This window comes from Alcaligenes sp. 1735tsa3 (assembly GCF_024134565.1).
Taxonomy (GTDB): Bacteria; Pseudomonadota; Gammaproteobacteria; order Burkholderiales; family Burkholderiaceae_B; genus Alcaligenes; species Alcaligenes phenolicus.
This window is the reverse complement of record NZ_CP099862.1, coordinates 2,314,266-2,331,344: the sequence shown is the minus strand read 5'-3', so window position 1 is coordinate 2,331,344 and position 17,079 is coordinate 2,314,266. Positions and strand designations below refer to the sequence as shown.

Here is a 17,079-nt window from a genome sequence, read left to right as displayed (position 1 = left end):
CAGGAGATTTATATGCAGCATGCAGTCAGGTTACCGTTAACCGCTGCTTCCACCGGTACACAGTGGTTCTTGACGCCCCGTCAGTGCCTGGTGGCGGCTGTGGTCACCAGTACCCTGCTGGCTGGTTGTGCAAGCCGTAATGAGCGCGCTCCAGTCACTGACCTGAGTTCCTCTTCGGCGGCAGGCAGCGTCAGCAGTGCCTCGGGTACCTATGTGGTACGCCCCGGCGATACGCTCTACAAGATTGCACAAGCGCACGGCATGGACGTGAATTCGCTGATCCAGTTGAACCAGATTACGGATCCTTCCATGTTGCGCGTGGGTCAAACCTTGCGTCTGGACGGCAATACCTCGATGGCGGCAGTGACGACTCGCCCAGCCGGTAGCGGTAGCACACAGACCTCGCCAGTCAGCCCGGCCACCCCGGTCAAGACTGAAACGCCCGTGTCTGCGCCTCGCGCCAGCGACGCGGCTCTGATCGCCTGGGGCTGGCCTGCCAGTGGCAAGATCATCCAGGGTTTCAATGCCTCGACCAAGGGTATTGATATCGAAGGCAAGGTGGGCGACCCCGTGGTTGCCGCAGCAGATGGCAAGATCATGTACGCCGGTAACGGTGTGCGCGGTTTAGGCTCCATGGTGCTGGTCGGTCACAGCAATGGCTTTATCACTGCTTACGCACATAACAGTGTCTTGCACGTTAAAACGGGTCAGCAGGTGAAGAAGGGGCAGCGTATTGCCGATCTGGGTCAGTCTGACACCACCTCGCCACGACTGCACTTCGAGATTCGTCGCTCCGGTACGCCGGTCAACCCGATCTCATACCTGCCTACGCGATAAGCTCGGTATCTGGACTGAAAAAAGCGGCTTCTGGCCGCTTTTTTTGTGCGCCCTGTTCGAGGGTGCTCAACTGAATGACTTTTTGAGTGCAGATCGCTCTTCCAACTTGAAGGCTATGCCTGTCGGACGGGCGGGGCATTCAGAATTTAGTAGCGTTGCGGAACCGCTAGTGCCGCGTTCTGCTTGTTTTTACCCGTTGTGCCGAATGCTCATTGTAAAATCAGCGATTCGCCATCGTTTGCAGCAATGCAACTGCGCCATTCTGCTTGGCAGGACGCTTATTTAGGTTTTTATCGAATGTCTGACGTATTGTTAATTGAATCGCTGGATCTGGAAGGACGCGGCGTCGCCCACAAAGAGGGCAAAGTGGTGTTTGTGGAAGGTGCCTTGCCCGGCGAGGAAGTGCTGGCCGAGACGGTGCGCTCCAAGGACTCCTACGATAAAGCCCGCATGACGGCTTTGTTGAAAGCCTCGTCGCAGCGTGCTGAACCTCCCTGTCCCAACTTTGGTGTCTGTGGTGGCTGTGCCATGCAGCATCTGGAGCCCTCGGCCCAGGTTGCGGTCAAGCAGCGCGTGCTGGAAGATTCCCTGGGTCATATTGGCAAGGTAAAGCCAGGTCGCGTGCTGGCACCCTTGCACGGCCCTTATTGGGGGTACCGTTACCGCGCCCGTTTCTCCATGCGCTACGTGCCTAAAAAGGGTGGGGTGCTGGTCGGCTTTCGTGAAAAGAATGGTCGCTACGTGGTGGACATGACGGAATGTCGTGTCCTGCCCGCCAAAGTTTCTGCCTTGCTGGAGCCCTTGCGTTCCTGTTTGGCTGGTCTGTCCCGTCCGGATCGTTTGCCTCAGATCGAGCTGGCCATGGGCGACAAGATTACCACCTTGACCCTGCGTCACATGGAGCCGCTGACTAGCGAAGATATCCAGCGTTTGCAGAGCTTCGGTCAGGAGCACGACATCAGCTGGTGGCTGCAGCCCAAGGGCCCGGAAACGGCCCATCCTTTGCTGCGCGAAGATGCGGACAAGCTGGCCTACGCACTGCCCGAATTTGATTTGCGTATGCCGTATCGCCCCACGGACTTTACGCAGGTAAACCACGACATTAACCGCAGCCTGATCTCGCGTGCCTTGACCCTGCTGGACGTCAAGCCCGAGCATCGTGTGGCGGACTTGTTCTGTGGTCTGGGTAACTTCAGCCTGCCCCTGGCACGCCGTGCCGCCGAGGTGGTTGGCATTGAAGGCAGCAGCACCTTGACTGAACGTGCCGGTGAAGCAGCCTTGGCCCACAACTTGCAGGACAAGGCAAAATTCACAACGCTGAACCTGTTTGAAGTGGATGTGCAATGGCTGCGTGACCTGGGCCATTTTGATCGCATGTTGATTGACCCGCCGCGTGATGGTGCTTTTGCGGTCGCCACTGCTTTGGCGCAACTGGAAAAGCATGAACGCCCCGAGCGTCTGGTTTATGTGTCCTGTAGCCCAGGTACTCTGGCTCGTGACGCCGGTGTATTGGTTCACCAGGGTGGTTATACGCTAGAATCGGCCGGTGTGGTGAATATGTTCCCGCATACGGCACACGTGGAATCAATTGCCGTCTTTACACGCTAAGTACACCTAAGCAGGCTTGAACTAAAACGCCCTGCAAATTGGACAGAGTTCCAGTTTGCGGGGCATTTTGTTTTTTCTTGGGGGCTTTGTCAGCTCGTTCGCCCAAGGTGCTGTTGCCTTCAATCCCGACCAGTTGGGTGGTATCGCGTTTTGAAGGCTGGCGGAAAGATCAGTCGCGTTCAGGTGCTTTTCTCGAGATGTGGGCATGAGCCAGCCCGTGTCCTTGCCAAGGTGGCCGGCAGCTATATATTTTTTATCACCACGTTTGAAGGCTAGGCTGGCTGATCGGTTTTGTGTGTTTGATTCGATCCGTTGCTGGTTTTACTGCTTGGTGGCAGGTGTCGCCGCTTTACCAGCATGGGCAATCAAGCCATCGTGTATCAGCTCCATCATCATCTTGAATACCTGCTCGGATTGCAGATGCACAAAGCGCGGCAGAATCTGGCGCAGCATAGGCACATCCTCGGCGGGCCATTGTTCCAGTTCGTTTAGCTCTTCTTCAGTCACTGGGCGGATAAGTCCACCCAACTCGCCCTGAATCAATCCATATAAAGCGGCATACCAGCCCACACAGGCGGCGGGGATTTCGGCATCGCTCAAACCGCCATCGCGCAAGGCCCTGTATACCTGCTCAAGAACCATATAGTCGGCCTTGCCGGTATTCAGAAAACGCTGCATTTGCTGAAAAGTCTGTGGGTGGCCCAAGGCCAGCTCACGGTACTGTCGGGCCAATTCATACAACCGCTCTGTCCACGACAGACCTGTATCCACGGCCTGAATACGGCCTGTCAAATAATCTGCCATCGCACGTAGCAAGCCGTCCTTGGACTTGAAGTGATAGAGCACGGCCATTGGATCGCAACCGACTCGCTCTCCCAGCTTGCGTAAAGAAAAGCCGCTGTCTCCGGCTTCCTCCATCAAGGTGACGGCGGCGATGACCAGCTCGTCCTTATTCAGTTTGCGTGTGCGCGTGGCGGGTGCTTGGGCCAATAGAGTTCCTTTGATAGGGAAAGGGCAGATTTGCCAAGTTTAACTCTACAGAGTAGAATAAATTAATTCTACAGCGTAGAAGAAGATCGTTCCACCCCGTTTTTACAACGGGGTGTTGATAACGAGACAGAACGGAACGCCGCGTTGACGGGGCGTCACCGGAGCATTCCGCTCTGTGATCCAGGCGGCCAAAAGGCCGTAACAGACACAGGACATTTATGCTTATTTCTAAACCGACTCTTTTAAACGATGTTTCCAGCGCAGAGAGCTTGTTGGTCAGTAATCCCCGATTGTGGAATTGGCGACAAGGCCATCTGAACGAAGCCGTCGCGCCCGCGACGTATTACGAAGCATCGCTAGCCCCCTGGACCCGCTTTGATCCTCTGCAAGCCGACACGCAATGTGATGTGCTGGTAGTGGGTGGTGGCTTGCTGGGTGCCTCTACCGCCTTGCACCTGGCCCGCTCTGGCCTGGACGTGGTGCTGGTAGAAAAAGACAGTATTGGCTCTGCCGCTTCAGGCCGAAACGGTGGTCAGTTGACTCCCGGCCTGGCCCGTTGGGAAGCCGCAGACATGATTGCGCATCTGCCTTTGGATGAAGCTCGCCGCTTATGGCGCTTCGCGTCCCATGAGGCTATGGATCTGCTCGATCAGATTGCTCAGGATTACGAGCTGGATTTTGATCGTCGTCGTGGTCATTTAACGGCTGCCATTCACGCAGGCCATATGGGCGCATTGGTAGAGGGGGCGGATGCCCGACGCTATCTGGGCGATACCAGCGTGGAAGTTGTGGGTAGCTACGAGCTGGAGCAGGAAATCCGCTCGCCCTTGTATCATGGTGCTGTGGTGGATACTCTGGGTGGTCAGTTGCATCCCCTGGCGCTACTGCGCGGACTGGTTTACGGCCTGGTTCAGCACGGCGGTCGAGTTTACGAAGGCAGCCCGGTCGAGGAAATCGAGCAGACGGAAAAGGGCGCTTTGGCTATCACCCCCGGTGGCACGATTCTGGCCCGTCAGGCCTTGGTGCTGGCCGTGCATGACACGACTTCGCAGTTTTTGCCGACGCAATCCAATACCACTGTTCCGTTCTATACCTACGTAGGTGTGACTGAACCTTTGGAGTGTCCAGTCAGCGAGTTGCTGCCTACAGACCGTGCGGTGTATGACACGCAATTCCAGATCGACTATTACCGCGCCGTGCGTCAAAACCGCCTGTTGTTTGGCGGGCAGGGTACGGGCACCAGTTGGTCCCCCGAACGTATCAATGACTACCTGCTGGATCGTATCCAGACGGTTTTCCCGCAGCTGGAGCAGGTGCAACTGGACTTCTCCTGGAGCGGGATCAGTGACTTCACCCTGAACGGGGCAACTGACTCGCGCAAGACCGAGGATGCGGTACCTGTGTACATGGTGCATGGCTGGAGTGGTCACGGCGTGGCGCAAACCGTGCGTATTGGTAAAGCCATTAGTGACGACGTCATGGGTCGCAACGAGGACTTTGCCATGCTGACGGATATTACCCATCGCAGCATTCCCCTGGGCCATCAGTTATCCGGCCTGGCGATCCCAGTGGTCAAGGCCGCCATTGGCATGATGAGTGCGGTGAATCCCGGTCGTCTGGTGTCTTTCTAAATACGTTTTCAAGCCCTTGCTTAGCAGCGCTGACTAGGGCAAGCCCTTACTTGTTTTCGATCCTGATTGTTTTACATTGTGATTTCCTATTTGTATTGGCATCAATATTTTAGGTTCATAAGAATTTTCAGTATCATAAAAAACAAGGGACAGATATGCAGAAAGGGCTTGTTCGTACAGGGGTTGCGGCCGCTGGTTTGATCTTGGGTTTGGCGGGGGCACCGGCCCATGCGCAGGTGCAGTCGGTAGAGGTGATGCGTGACAGCTATGGTGTGCCGCACGTCTTTGCTGACAGCCACTATGGCTTGTATTACGGCTATGGTTATGCGGTCGCCCAAGACCGTCTGTTCCAGATGGATATGGCGCGCCGCTCCTTTGTAGGCACAACAGCCGCCGTTCTGGGCCCTGGCGAGCAGGATGTCTACGTCAAGTACGACATGCAAGTGCGACAGAACTTCACCCCTGCCTCTATTCAGCGGCAGATTGCAGCTTTGTCTAAAGATGAGCGCGATATTTTCCGTGGCTATGCCGATGGCTATAACGCCTATCTGGAGCAGGTGCGCCGTCGTCCTGAACTGCTGCCTAAAGAATACATAGACTTTGATTTCCAGCCCGAACCGCTGACCGACTTTGATGTGGTCATGATCTGGGTGGGCTCCATGGCCAATCGCTTCTCCGACACGAATCTGGAAGTCACCGCGCTGGCCATGCGCCAGTCTCTGGAAAAACAGCACGGCCCGGAACGTGGCCGTGCCTTGTTTGATGAACTGCTGTGGGTTAATGACACAACAGCTCCCACCACCGTTCCGGCGCCCGCTGCCGAGTCCAAACCACAGGCGCAAGCAGGGACGCAGAATCTGGCTCATGTTTCTTCACAAGTTCTGGCTGCCGAGCTGGAGCGTCAGGACAAGCATTGGGGTGGCCGTGGCCCGGACTTTGCACCTAAAGCCAGCAATCTGTGGAGCACCCGCCCCGAGCGTGTTCAGGATGGGTCTACCGTCCTGATCAACGGCCCGCAGTTTGGCTGGTACAACCCGGCCTACACCTACGGTATCGGTCTGCACGGCGCGGGCTTTGATGTGGTGGGCAATACGCCTTTTGCTTATCCGATTGTTCTGTTCGGTACCAACAGCGAGATTGCCTGGGGGGCGACTGCTGGTCCCCAGGACGTGGTGGATATGTATCAGGAGAAACTGAACCCGGCGCGTGCCGATCAGTACTGGTTCAACAATGCCTGGCGCACGATGGAGCAGCGCAAGGAGCGTATCCAGGTACGCGGTCAGGCTGATCGTGAAATGACGATCTGGCGCACCGTACACGGCCCCGTGATGCAGTTTGATTACGAACAGGGCACGGCTTACAGCAAGAAACGCAGCTGGGATGGTTATGAGGTGCAGTCCTTGCTGGCTTGGCTGAATGTAGCCAAGGCGCGCAACTGGACGGAGTTTCTGGATCAGGCCAGCAAGATGGCGATTTCCATTAACTGGTACTACGCCGACAAGCACGGCAATATCGGCTATGTCTCTCCTGCTTTCTTGCCCCAGCGTCCTGCCAATCAGGACATCCGCGTGCCAGCCAAAGGGGACGGCAGCATGGAGTGGCAGGGCATCAAGAGTTTTGACGCGATTCCCAAAGCCTACAATCCGCCGCAAGGCTATCTGGTCAATTGGAACAACAAGCCTGCGCCGAATAAGACCAATACGGATACCTATTACTGGACCTATGGCGACCGTATGAACGAGTTGACCAGCCAGTATCAGCAGAAAGATGTGTTCAGCGTGCAGGAGATCTGGGAGTTCAACAAGAAGGCGTCGTATAGCGATGTGAACTGGCGCTACTTCCGTCCGCATCTGGAAAAGCTGGCGCAAAGTCTACCTGCCAATGACGCTGGTCAGGCGGCGTTGACGACTTTGCTGGCCTGGGATGGCATGGAACACGATCAAGCTGGGCAAAATGCCGGACCGGCACGGGTGCTGTTCAAAACCTGGCTGGAAGAGATGTACAAGCAAGTCCTGATGCCGGTGGTGCCTGAATCGCATCGCGCCATGTATAGCCAGACCGGTTTTGCCACGCAGCAAGGCCCCAACCCTGGTTCGATCAACTTGAGCATGGGCACCAAGGTACTGTTGCGTGCCTTGGCCCTGGAAGCCCATCCTGATCCCAAGCGTGTGAATGTCTTTGGTGAGCGCTCTTCTCAGGAAACCATGCACACGGCTTTGCAAAATGCGCAGGCCCGCTTGAGCCAGGAGCAGGGTGCTCAGATGGAGCGCTGGACCATGCCGACCTCGGTGCATCGCTTCAGTGACAAGAACTTCACGGGCACTCCGCAGACGACGTCGGGCAATACCTTTGCCTTTACCGGCTATCAGAACCGTGGCACGGAGAACAACCGTGTGGTGTTTGATGCCAAGGGCGTGGAGTTCTGCGATGCCATGCCGCCCGGCCAAAGCGGTTTCACCGACCGTAATGGTGTCCGCAGCCCGCATTATGAGGATCAGCTGAAGTTGTACGAGAACTTCGAGTGCAAGACGATGGATGTGACGCATACGGACATTCGTCGTAATGCGCAAAGCAGCACGATGCTTTTGATTCAGCCGCAGCCTTAACGTTGAGTGCGGCACCTGCACTTTTTGGGGCGGTGCCGTTTCTTCGATCGCTGCTGGGGGGGGTTAGCAGGCCTGGAGATGCACCCCTCAGAGGGAATTCGCAAAGGTAGCTTGCCAGTATCAGCAGCGAAGCTGAGTACGAAGTCTAAGTTGCCAGTCCGGGCAGGCAGGATTGGAAGTAGGTCGAAGCGGTATAAATCTATTGACTCTGGTTGATCTAACAGAAGCTGGCAGATCTATCGGGCAGAAAACGACCCAAACCGGAAGTTCGTCTTGCACCAAAGCGGTCATTCAGCCCGTACCCGGCGCCCACAAAAAAGCACCAAGGACATGACTCCCTAGTGCTCTAAAAAGCCAGCGGCCATCAATTACCGCCAGCTATAGGCGCAGCTTTCGCTGCATTGCAATCGTCACGCCATCACTAGCGGCGCATGTACAGGCCGAGCGCTGCAAAGCCCAGCACCATCACCGACAACAGCAGCCGCTCCCACAGTTCGCCAAACAGCGGCACCGGTGTGGGAGTTGCAGGAACCTCCACAGCCGCTGTCACGTTAATGCTTTAAGTCTGTACCACTGTGGGCACTCATGGTGAACTAAGCCGCCTCCGGCATGAAGACTGCCTACGTCCAAGTTATTGTTCTGGCCTCGTTATGGGCAAACGCATTGCCACTCGCCGCTCGACTGGGAGGCCGTGAGCAGCCTCGGCATTCAGCGCATCTCGAAGATGCAGGACGGGGTTCATCACGGGTTTGAACCCGAATTTTGCATACGCCGGCGCACACCACGGAACATCTTTAAAAGTCGTCAGCGTCAGCGCAGCCAAGCCGGTCTCCACCGCATATTGGTAAGCGCTGCGAAGCAGTCCCGTGCCAACACCTTGTCGTTGCCAATCGCCATGAACAGAAAGCTCCCAAATGTGAAGCTCATGATTCAAAACTTCGGCATTCAAAAATCCGACCAGGTTGTCCTGCGATGTCTCAGCGACCCAAACGCTTCTCTTGAGAATGAGCCGCTCATGTTCAGCCCGCGCGATGACCTGGCCAGCTGCCAGCCAATCCAAATGGGGGATAGCTCGATAGAGCTCGCTGGCGGACTTTTCGATTCGCGGCAAATATGCCGCGTCCTCAAGGGTGGCAACACGAATGAACATGTGGGCGGAAATGACCGGTCAATTGGAAGGCTGCACCCGCGCCAGTGAACCAGGCACTTTAGTGAGGTGCAGTCCTCCACAACGATTGTGGGGTAGCATCTGCACGCAAACTGTACAGATGCTCTTGGTCAGTCTATCGCTTGACCGCACTCAGATAACGGAAGCCGCCGCCTGCAATCTGCAAGCCATCTCTGCGGCCCGCGAAATAGCGGGCGTTGAGTTCTGCCGGCCCCAAGTCTTCATCGACTTCAAAGCCCGCAAATGACAGCAGTTCACGCATGCGCTCCGGCGTGCAAGATGATTGCCACGGCTCGCCTCCCGCAGCCATCATGCTGGCCGTGAACTGCATCATGACTCGCTCCACAGGATGCAGTTGGGCCTCATCCAGGCGGTAGTCCAGCGTAACGGTGGAGCCTGGAGCAAGTTGCTGTAACGCAGCAATCTCGCGCTCAACCACATCGTTGCAAAGGTAGACGAGCACCCCCAGCACAGACAGGCTGACAGGCTTGGCAAGGTCTGCTCCACCTGCGAGAAGACCATCAACACTGGTCATCTCCCGCAAATCGGTGGCTACATAGCGCAGGCTTGCGGGCTGAGCCCATCCGTTGTCTGTATAAAGGTCTGTCTTCCATTTCTGCATTGAAGGCTGGTCCAGTTCAAACGTGGTGACGGCAGGAAGCGTGGACGCACTGCGCAGTGCCCATGTATCCAGACCTGCCCCGACTACGCCGTATTGCACAGTCCCGTTGGCAATGGCTTTCAGCAAATGGTCTTCCGCGAATCGTGAGCGGGCTACGATGCCCGCCCGCATGGAGCGTGACGGGACATCGTTTTGCACCATTGGTTCGCGCATCAGTGATGCAGCATTGGCGCTTCCCAAAGACGCTATGGCGAAGGGGTCCTTGAATACCAGGTCGCCTTCGAGAATCTGGTGCGCTGCTCGTGAAGTGGCGACACGCATGGCCGAGGGGCTTGGACAGCCAGTGAATTTCATTGGAATACTCCTGTTGTTAGTTCAACGAAAGGAGTACTTTCAGGCCTGACGTAACGTCAGGGTCAAGAGGCAGCAGCTTCGAGGTATGCCCTCAGCTGTGGACCAACAAAGTGACCGAGCGCCAATATGGGCTCCGAGGTATAGGCCTGCTTCAGCTTGACCGCAAGCGACATATCCTGCGCTACGGTTCTAAGCGAGAGTTCGCGATATCGCGCCACCAACTCGCGCGCAGCCTTTGTCTTTGGAGAGACTCTATTGGCGAGCAGCCTCTCTCCTTGAGCCGCAAATGTCTCCCACTCAGGCCCTGTAGAGCCATCCAGTCTGTTAAGTTCGTCTGGCGAGAGATGACGGCGCAATGCTTCCAGGCGCAACTCGATGGCTTGTTCAAGGTATTGCATGAGCTCTGGCTCAAGTCCAGCGTGCCGCGCCGTCTCAGGCGCTTCCCGATGCATTCGCGCCCAATCAAGGATGGCGCCCAGCCGTCCTCCGAAAACAGACATTGCGATGTTCATCCACCGTTGTGCGAGCAACTGCGTTTGCGCTGCATCGACCGGAACATCGCCGCTTCGGCATGCAAGCAATTTTCCGGCAACTGGCTGCCATCGGGCCTTGGCGCGACGCCAGCGCGCAAGCAGCCGCCGTACGTCCTCTGAGGGAAGGTACAACTGATGAGTCTCAAGGAGGCGAATGCCGTCGAGCAAATCACCGGCCGATGCGTTTTGGCGAGAGACAGCGTGCTCCAGAAACAGCAGCTTTTCTTTGAGCTCCTGGATTTCCACCAGCTTGCGCGTAGCATCTTCTACCTGGCGACGCAGTAACACTTGAGGTGTGACTTCACCTCCAGTCAATGTTGCCGCAATCGCTTCGAGGCTGAGTCCTAGTTGTTTGAGGGACTGAACGGCATGCAATCGCTCGATGTCGTTGGCACTGTAGAGGCGATACCCCGACTCGCTTCGAGCACTGGGGCATACCAATCCGATATGGTCGTAATGATGCAGAGTACGTACAGTGATACCCGCACGCTTGGCGACTGCTCCTATGGTGAGATGAATGGCGTCCACGGTTTACACGGTTTATCAGATTTACCACGATTGTCTGGTAAAGGTCGAGCCTGTAGGGGGTAACCGCCCTAAAGCGGGCTTAGCGTTCTTTCAATTGCCGGCATGGCGGGTTAACCTAAGTCTGCGACACACGCTCAAGGCCATCCGAAGCTTCCGGCCCGTAGGTGCCAAACGACAACTTGATGCCGCGCTGCGCTGGTGTAAGCATGCTCTCGGGTGAAAGCTCCACGCCCTTGCTATTATTGTCCATGAACCATCCGCAGAACAGGTCAACACGAAACCGAGTCACGATGTCACCCTAAACCGCTAGGTCCGACGTGACTTGACCAAGCAACTCCGAGACCTGACCATCCAAGTCTTCTGGCTCGGTCTCCTTCGCCCTTAGACGCCACATGCCAGAGTTCTTCGTGCCAATGCGGCCCGATGGGCTCTAAGGAATCTGCGGCCCTTTCACATGAGCTGACGTCGGCATTGCACTGAGTAGCCTCGAAATTTCCTCAGGCACTAGTTCGTCACCCATGATGCGCAACGTTGCCACAGACCGTTCGAGATGAACCATTAGTGAAGCCTATTCAGATTGACGAAGGACCGCTGTTGGCTCCATTGTGCCCGTGGAGCGAATGTCGGGTCATGGCCGAAAGCAGCAGTTCCAGTCCTAACCCTAACGCAACTGACAAAACACGTCAGATCAAATCTGAGTCAATGCCTAAAAAAAAGCCGCTCCTAGAACAGGAGCGGCTTTTTCTGCTTTCAGCAGTCGCTGCTTATCAGCCTGGAATACGATCCAGAATACGCTGTGCTTCGATACGGACACGTTCGGGGGCGGTGCCACCGATGTGTTTGCGCGAAGCGACCGAGCCTTCCAGCGTCAGCACGCCAAAAATATCCGACTCGATACGGCTGTCGAATTTTTGCAGCTGCTCCAGGCTTAGGTCCGCCAGATCACAACCCAGTTGTTCGCACTCGCGCACGGCCAAGGCCACGGTTTCGTGGGCATCACGGAAAGGCAGGCCTTTCTTGACCAGGTAGTCGGCCAGATCGGTAGCGGTCGCAAAGCCTTGCAGCGCTGCGGCCCGCATGGCTTCTGGCTTGACCTTGATACCGGAGATCAGGTCTACAAAAATGGTCAGGGTGTCGCGAATGGTATCAGCCGAATCGAACAGACCTTCCTTGTCTTCCTGGTTGTCCTTGTTGTAGGCCAGTGGTTGGCCTTTCATCAAAGTCAGCAGGGCGATCAGGTGACCATTGACGCGACCGGTCTTGCCACGGGCCAGTTCGGGAACGTCAGGGTTTTTCTTTTGCGGCATGATGGAGCTGCCGGTGCAAAAGCGGTCAGCCAGATCAATAAAGCCAACGCGTGGGCTCATCCACAGCACCAGCTCCTCGGAGAAGCGGGAGATGTGGGTCATGATCAGGGCGGCAGCGGCGCAGAATTCGATGGCGAAGTCGCGATCCGACACAGCGTCCAGCGAGTTGCGGCACACATCGTCAAAATCCAGCAGCTTGGCAACCATTTCACGGTCGATCGGGTAGCTGGTGCCGGCCAGAGCGGCCGCGCCCAATGGCAGGCGGTTCACGCGTTTGCGGCAGTCTTGCAGACGCTCGGCGTCGCGCTGGAACATTTCGGCGTAGGCCAGCAAATGGTGGCCAAAAGTAACGGGCTGTGCCACTTGCAGGTGGGTGAAACCGGGCAAAATAGTGTCTGCCTGAGCCAGGGCCAATTCAGCCAGCTTGCGCTGCATCTGGGCCAGCAGGTCCAGGGCAATGTCGATTTCGTTGCGCAGCCACAGGCGGATATCGGTGGCGACCTGGTCATTGCGCGAACGGCCGGTGTGCAGGCGCTTGCCCGCATCGCCAATCAGCTCGACCAGACGTTTTTCAATGTTCAGGTGCACGTCTTCCAGATCCAGCAACCACTGGAACTGGCCTTGGGCAATTTCGTCCAGAATCTGGCTCATGCCGCGCTCGATGTCGGCCTTGTCCTGCTCGGTGATCACACCGACGGCAGCCAGCATGCTGGCGTGGGCAAGGGAACCCTGAATATCAAAGCGGGCCATGCGCTTGTCAAAGTCTACCGACGCTGTGTAGCGTTTGACGAGGTCAGAGACGGGCTCGGAAAAACGAGCCGACCAGGCCATGGCCTTATTGGCGAACTGGTCTTGGGAAGAGGAGGGGGTGTTTGATGACATAGAGGGCAATTATAGTGGATCGGACGGGCTGACGCAGGTCATCCAGTCCCGCAGGAAACAGACGCTGTGCAGTATATTAGATAGTTTTCAGACTCTAGGAAACCATGCGGGCCCTTTTTGGGGCTGGCTGGACAAGGAAGAATACATGGAGCAAGAACGCACCTTTGCCGATTTGTTGGGATGGCAATGGATCGAAGCGTATTTACCGCAGGATCGCTGGGTACAGATTTTGGCCGGTTTGGCCATGCTGACGGTGCTGGTCTGGATTGTCAGCTGGTTGACCAGTTCCGTACTCTCACGCCTGGTGCGGCGCTTGCTGAAAGTGGCGGGCAAGGACGATTGGGCGCGTGCCCTGGTCAAGAAGCGCTTTGTGCGCAACGTGGGCTATGCCGTGCCCTTGCTGGTGGTCAGCTCCAATCTGACCTTGCTGCCTCTGGCCAAGACTTTGCTGGAAATCATAGAGCGGGTGGCCTTGCTGGGCTTTCTGGTCTTTCTCATCATGGCGATTGTCAGCCTGTTGGGGGCCTGGCAAGAGGTCTACGCCAATTCCAGCAAAGGGCGCACCAAGTCCATCAAGGGCTATGTGGAAGTGGCCAAGATAGCGGTGTGGGCGATTGGCATTATTGTCATGATCTCCATCATTCTGGATCAATCCCCCGTTCTGCTGCTCTCCGGTCTGGGTGCCTTGTCGGCGGTGCTCTTGCTGGTCTTTAAAGACACTTTGCTGTCGCTGGTGGCCAGCACGCAGATGAGCACCAACGATATGTTGCGCATCGGTGACTGGATCGAAATGAAGCAGGCCGGGGCGGATGGTTTTGTCATTGATATGGCGCTGCACACGGTCAAGGTCCAGAACTGGGACAAGACCGTCACCACCATTCCCACTTACAAGCTGTTCTCCGAGAGCTATCGCAACTGGCGTCAGATGTTTGAGTCAGGCGGCCGCCGTATCAAGCGCACGTTGAGCGTTGATGCCTCCAGCGTTCGTTTTTTGACGCCGACTGAAGTCGATAGCCTGTCGCGCTTTGCCTTGTTGCGCGATTACCTGAACGAGAAAAAAGAAGATCTGGAGCGCTCCAACCAGGAGCTGAGCCGTGCCGGTCTGGATGCGGTCAATTACCGTCGCCTGACCAACCTGGGCACCTTCCGCGCTTACTGCATGGCTTATATCAAGCGTCACCCTGAAATTCATCAGGACATGATTCAGATGGTGCGCATGATGGAGCCCACGGCGGACGGTATTCCTATCGAGGTGTATTGCTTTACCAATAAAACCGCCTGGGTGGACCACGAGCGCATCCAGGGCGATATTTTTGACCACATTCTGGCTGTGCTGCCTGAGCTTGGCTTGCGTCTGTTCCAGTCGCCTACCGGTCGCGACTTAAGCCTGGGCTTGAGTCTGGCAGCAGAAAGTCATCGTCCGTCCTTGCCGGGCGCTGCCAAAGATCCTCTTTAAATTTGACGTGCGAGTAACCATGAAACAAATTACGGCCATCATCAAACCCTTCAAGCTGGATGAAGTTCGCGAAGCCCTGGCAGAGCTGGATGTTAACGGCTTGACCGTGACTGAAGTGAAAGGCTTTGGTCGTCAAAAGGGCCACACCGAGCTGTATCGCGGTGCCGAGTATGTGGTGGATTTTTTGCCCAAGATTCGTGTTGACATCGTGGTGGCGGCTGATCGCTGTGACGCGATCATCGAAGCCATTATCAAAGCCGCCCATACGGGCAAGATTGGCGACGGCAAGATTTTCGTGACGCCGGTTGAGCAGGCTATCCGTATCCGTACTTCGGAAAGCGGTCGCGACGCCTTGTAAGGTGGCGCAGTTGGGCTGGTTTGGACAGTAGGGATGAAAGGACAAGCTGATGCGATATGAAAAACTAGGGTCGGCACCACGTGTTTCGCGTGTAGGTCAAGGCAGTTGGTATGTGGAGCAGGCCGATTGGGCGCAGAGCGTGGCCGCGTTTCAGGCCGGGCTGGACGCTGGCATGAACCATATCGACACCGCCGAGATGTATGGTGACGGGCAAGCAGAAACCTTGATCGGTCAGGCCCTGCAAGGTCGTCGGCACGAGGCGTTTCTGGTGTCCAAGGTCTTGCCCTTCAATGCGAGCCGTCAGGGTGTAATCCGCGCTTGCGAGGCCAGCCTGAAGCGTCTGGGTACGGACTACCTGGATCTGTATTTATTGCACTGGCCCGGTCAGGTTCCTTTGGAAGAAACCTGCGCAGCCTTTGACAGGCTAGTTCAGCAAGGCAAGATCAAGCAATGGGGCGTCAGCAATTTTGATGTGCCGGATCTGGAAGAGCTGTACGACATCGTGGGGCCGGGTGAAATTGCCTGCAATCAGGTCTTGTATCACCTGAACGAGCGCGCGATTGAACACGCGGTCATGCCCTGGTGTCAGGAGCATCAAGTCAGCGTGGTGGCTTACAGTCCCTTCGGTCACGATGATTTTCCCGAGCCGAATTCAGAAGGCGGGGCCTTGTTGGCCGAGATTGCCAGCCATTATCAGGCTACTGCGCGGCAAGTGGCTTTGGCTTTTTTGCTGCGTGACCCCAATGTGTTTGTGATTCCCAAGGCCTCGCGCGCGGTTCATGCCCAGCAAAATGCCGCTGCCGGGGATCTGGTGCTGCAGCCCGAGCATATTCAGGCATTGGACGCTCAGTTTCCACGCGGCCCCAAGCCTGCTTATTTACCGATGATTTGAACGCAAGAGGAACGGCCCCCAAGCCTGGATGAAATCCAAGGCTTGGGGGCCGTTTTTCATGGGCCGTTGCTTTGCGGCTGTCGCTTTGTTTAACTGGCGAAGTAGGGCTGACGCTTATTCTTGAAGTACAACCAAGCCAAAGCCAGCATGACTACGGCCGAGATCGGCAGCGTCCAGGTATTGACCCCATACCAGCCATACACGGCCAGCACGCGGCCCGAGGTGAAGGAAGACAAGGCCACACAGGTAAAGATGATGAAGTCATTCAAAGCCTGCACACGGCCCCGCTCTTCCGGGCGGTAGCAGTCCACCACCATATTGGTGGCACCAATAAACCCGAAGTTCCAGCCTAGACCCAGCAAAATCAGGCTGACCCAGAAATGCGGCACCGTCATGCCCAGCAGCGCCACAATGCTGGCCAGTCCCAGCAAGAGCACGCCCGCAAAGGTGACGGGGATCTTGCCAAAGCGCTTGATCAGATTGCCGGTAAAGAAGCTGGGGCCGAACATGGCCAGAATATGCCACTGAATCCCCAAGGTGGACTCTTTCAGGCTATGGCCGTGCATGACCATGGCCAAGGGCGAAGCCGTCATCAGAAAGTTCATCAGCACATAGGAAGCGACTCCGGCCAGGAGCGCAATGATGAAGTAGCTATTGGAGGCAATCTCGCGTAAGGGGCGTCCGGTGTAGGGGATTTTCTCTTGCTGATTCCGTGTGCCCGGTGCCAGGCGCAGGCCAAAGGCGAAGGGCAGGACCAAGGCTGCCAGGGCAGCTTGTGCTAGGAAGGCGGCAGCAAAAGGGTGCTCCGGCCAGATATCCTGTGTATGGATAATCGTCTGCGTGGCGATAATCGCGCCCAGCAGCCCTCCGGCCATGACCCAGGAAATGGCTTTGGGACGGAAGGCATCACTGGCGTCATCGGCCGCGGCAAAACGATAGCTTTGCACGTAAGAGGCATACAGCCCGGCTAGCAGAGTGCCCACACAGAACATGACAAAGGACAGGCTGTAGATCCCGGCGGCGGCCAGCAGGCCCGCCCCTATGCCCAGCAAGGCACCGATGATATAGCCACCCTGGCGTCCCAAGCGGCGCATCAGGTAGGCCGCTGGCAAAATGCCCACAGCCAGACCCAGGTTGAAAATGCCTACCGGCAAGGTTGCCAGATCCGGGCTGCTGGCCATTTTTTGGCCCACCAGACTGCTGAGTGCGACCACCAAGGCCGGGTTTGCCCCGCCTAATGCTTGCATCCCGGAAAGAATAAAGGCGTTGCGTCGGCTTGGATCGGCTTGCGTGGACATGGTCAGGTT

13 protein-coding genes are annotated in these 17,079 nt (G+C 56.5%); 7 read left to right on the top strand and 6 right to left on the bottom strand.

The annotated features are described in order from the left end of the window. Positions 1 to 12: 12 nt before the first annotated feature. Both NIZ92_RS10770 and rlmD read left to right on the top strand, forming a co-directional pair. Complete coding sequence (locus tag NIZ92_RS10770; RefSeq protein ID WP_009462088.1) at positions 13 to 837, top strand: peptidoglycan DD-metalloendopeptidase family protein; 825 nt, start codon at positions 13 to 15, stop codon at positions 835 to 837. Between the two features lie 297 nt (positions 838 to 1,134). After that, positions 1,135 to 2,445, top strand: coding sequence for a 23S rRNA (uracil(1939)-C(5))-methyltransferase RlmD (rlmD, locus tag NIZ92_RS10765; RefSeq protein ID WP_254001907.1), 1,311 nt, complete (start codon positions 1,135 to 1,137; stop codon positions 2,443 to 2,445). A 321-nt stretch (positions 2,446 to 2,766) separates the two neighbouring features. Here the strand turns inward: rlmD and NIZ92_RS10760 are convergent, their stop codons facing one another. Continuing rightward, on the bottom strand, positions 2,767 to 3,435 hold the full coding sequence (locus tag NIZ92_RS10760) for a TetR/AcrR family transcriptional regulator (protein WP_254001906.1): 669 nt from the start codon (positions 3,433 to 3,435) through the stop codon (positions 2,767 to 2,769). A gap of 218 nt (positions 3,436 to 3,653) precedes the next feature. On the opposite strand from NIZ92_RS10760, the gene NIZ92_RS10755 reads away from it, so the two are divergent. Continuing rightward, positions 3,654 to 5,066 (top strand): FAD-binding oxidoreductase, encoded by a 1,413-nt coding sequence (locus NIZ92_RS10755; protein WP_254001905.1) that lies wholly within the window; start codon positions 3,654 to 3,656, stop codon positions 5,064 to 5,066. Between the two features lie 155 nt (positions 5,067 to 5,221). Next, positions 5,222 to 7,672 (top strand): penicillin G acylase, encoded by a 2,451-nt coding sequence (locus NIZ92_RS10750; protein ID WP_254001904.1) that lies wholly within the window; start codon positions 5,222 to 5,224, stop codon positions 7,670 to 7,672. A gap of 631 nt (positions 7,673 to 8,303) precedes the next feature. Here the strand turns inward: NIZ92_RS10750 and NIZ92_RS10745 are convergent. From NIZ92_RS10745 to argH, 4 genes are all read right to left on the bottom strand, one after another. Further along, entirely contained in the window at positions 8,304 to 8,822 is a 519-nt protein-coding gene (locus tag NIZ92_RS10745; protein ID WP_035271806.1) for a GNAT family N-acetyltransferase, read from the bottom strand. 133 nt (positions 8,823 to 8,955) lie between these two features. Then, a complete protein-coding gene (locus tag NIZ92_RS10740; RefSeq protein WP_035271803.1) occupies positions 8,956 to 9,816 on the bottom strand; it encodes an SAM-dependent methyltransferase in 861 nt (286 codons plus the stop codon). Between the two features lie 62 nt (positions 9,817 to 9,878). Continuing rightward, entirely contained in the window at positions 9,879 to 10,877 is a 999-nt protein-coding gene (locus NIZ92_RS10735) for a MerR family transcriptional regulator (RefSeq protein WP_035271801.1), read from the bottom strand. 767 nt (positions 10,878 to 11,644) lie between these two features. Beyond that, positions 11,645 to 13,066 carry an argininosuccinate lyase gene (gene argH, locus NIZ92_RS10730; RefSeq protein WP_083053454.1) on the bottom strand — a complete coding sequence of 474 codons (1,422 nt, stop codon included), beginning with the start codon at positions 13,064 to 13,066 and terminating at the stop codon, positions 11,645 to 11,647. 145 nt (positions 13,067 to 13,211) lie between these two features. On the opposite strand from argH, the gene NIZ92_RS10725 reads away from it, so the two are divergent. Genes NIZ92_RS10725 through NIZ92_RS10715 form a run of 3 tightly spaced genes read left to right on the top strand, consistent with a single transcriptional unit; the run spans position 13,212 to position 15,772 of the window. Next, the gene (locus tag NIZ92_RS10725; protein WP_060185150.1) at positions 13,212 to 14,522 is read left to right on the top strand and encodes a mechanosensitive ion channel family protein; all 1,311 of its coding nucleotides are present in this window, start codon (positions 13,212 to 13,214) and stop codon (positions 14,520 to 14,522) included. 19 nt (positions 14,523 to 14,541) lie between these two features. Beyond that, positions 14,542 to 14,880 carry a P-II family nitrogen regulator gene (locus NIZ92_RS10720; protein WP_003799650.1) on the top strand — a complete coding sequence of 113 codons (339 nt, stop codon included), beginning with the start codon at positions 14,542 to 14,544 and terminating at the stop codon, positions 14,878 to 14,880. A gap of 49 nt (positions 14,881 to 14,929) precedes the next feature. After that, positions 14,930 to 15,772, top strand: coding sequence for an aldo/keto reductase (locus tag NIZ92_RS10715; protein WP_254001903.1), 843 nt, complete (start codon positions 14,930 to 14,932; stop codon positions 15,770 to 15,772). Between the two features lie 89 nt (positions 15,773 to 15,861). Here NIZ92_RS10715 and NIZ92_RS10710 read toward each other — a convergent pair whose 3' ends face one another. After that, entirely contained in the window at positions 15,862 to 17,070 is a 1,209-nt protein-coding gene (locus tag NIZ92_RS10710) for an MFS transporter (RefSeq protein WP_035271794.1), read from the bottom strand. Between the last annotated feature and the right edge of the window lie 9 nt (positions 17,071 to 17,079).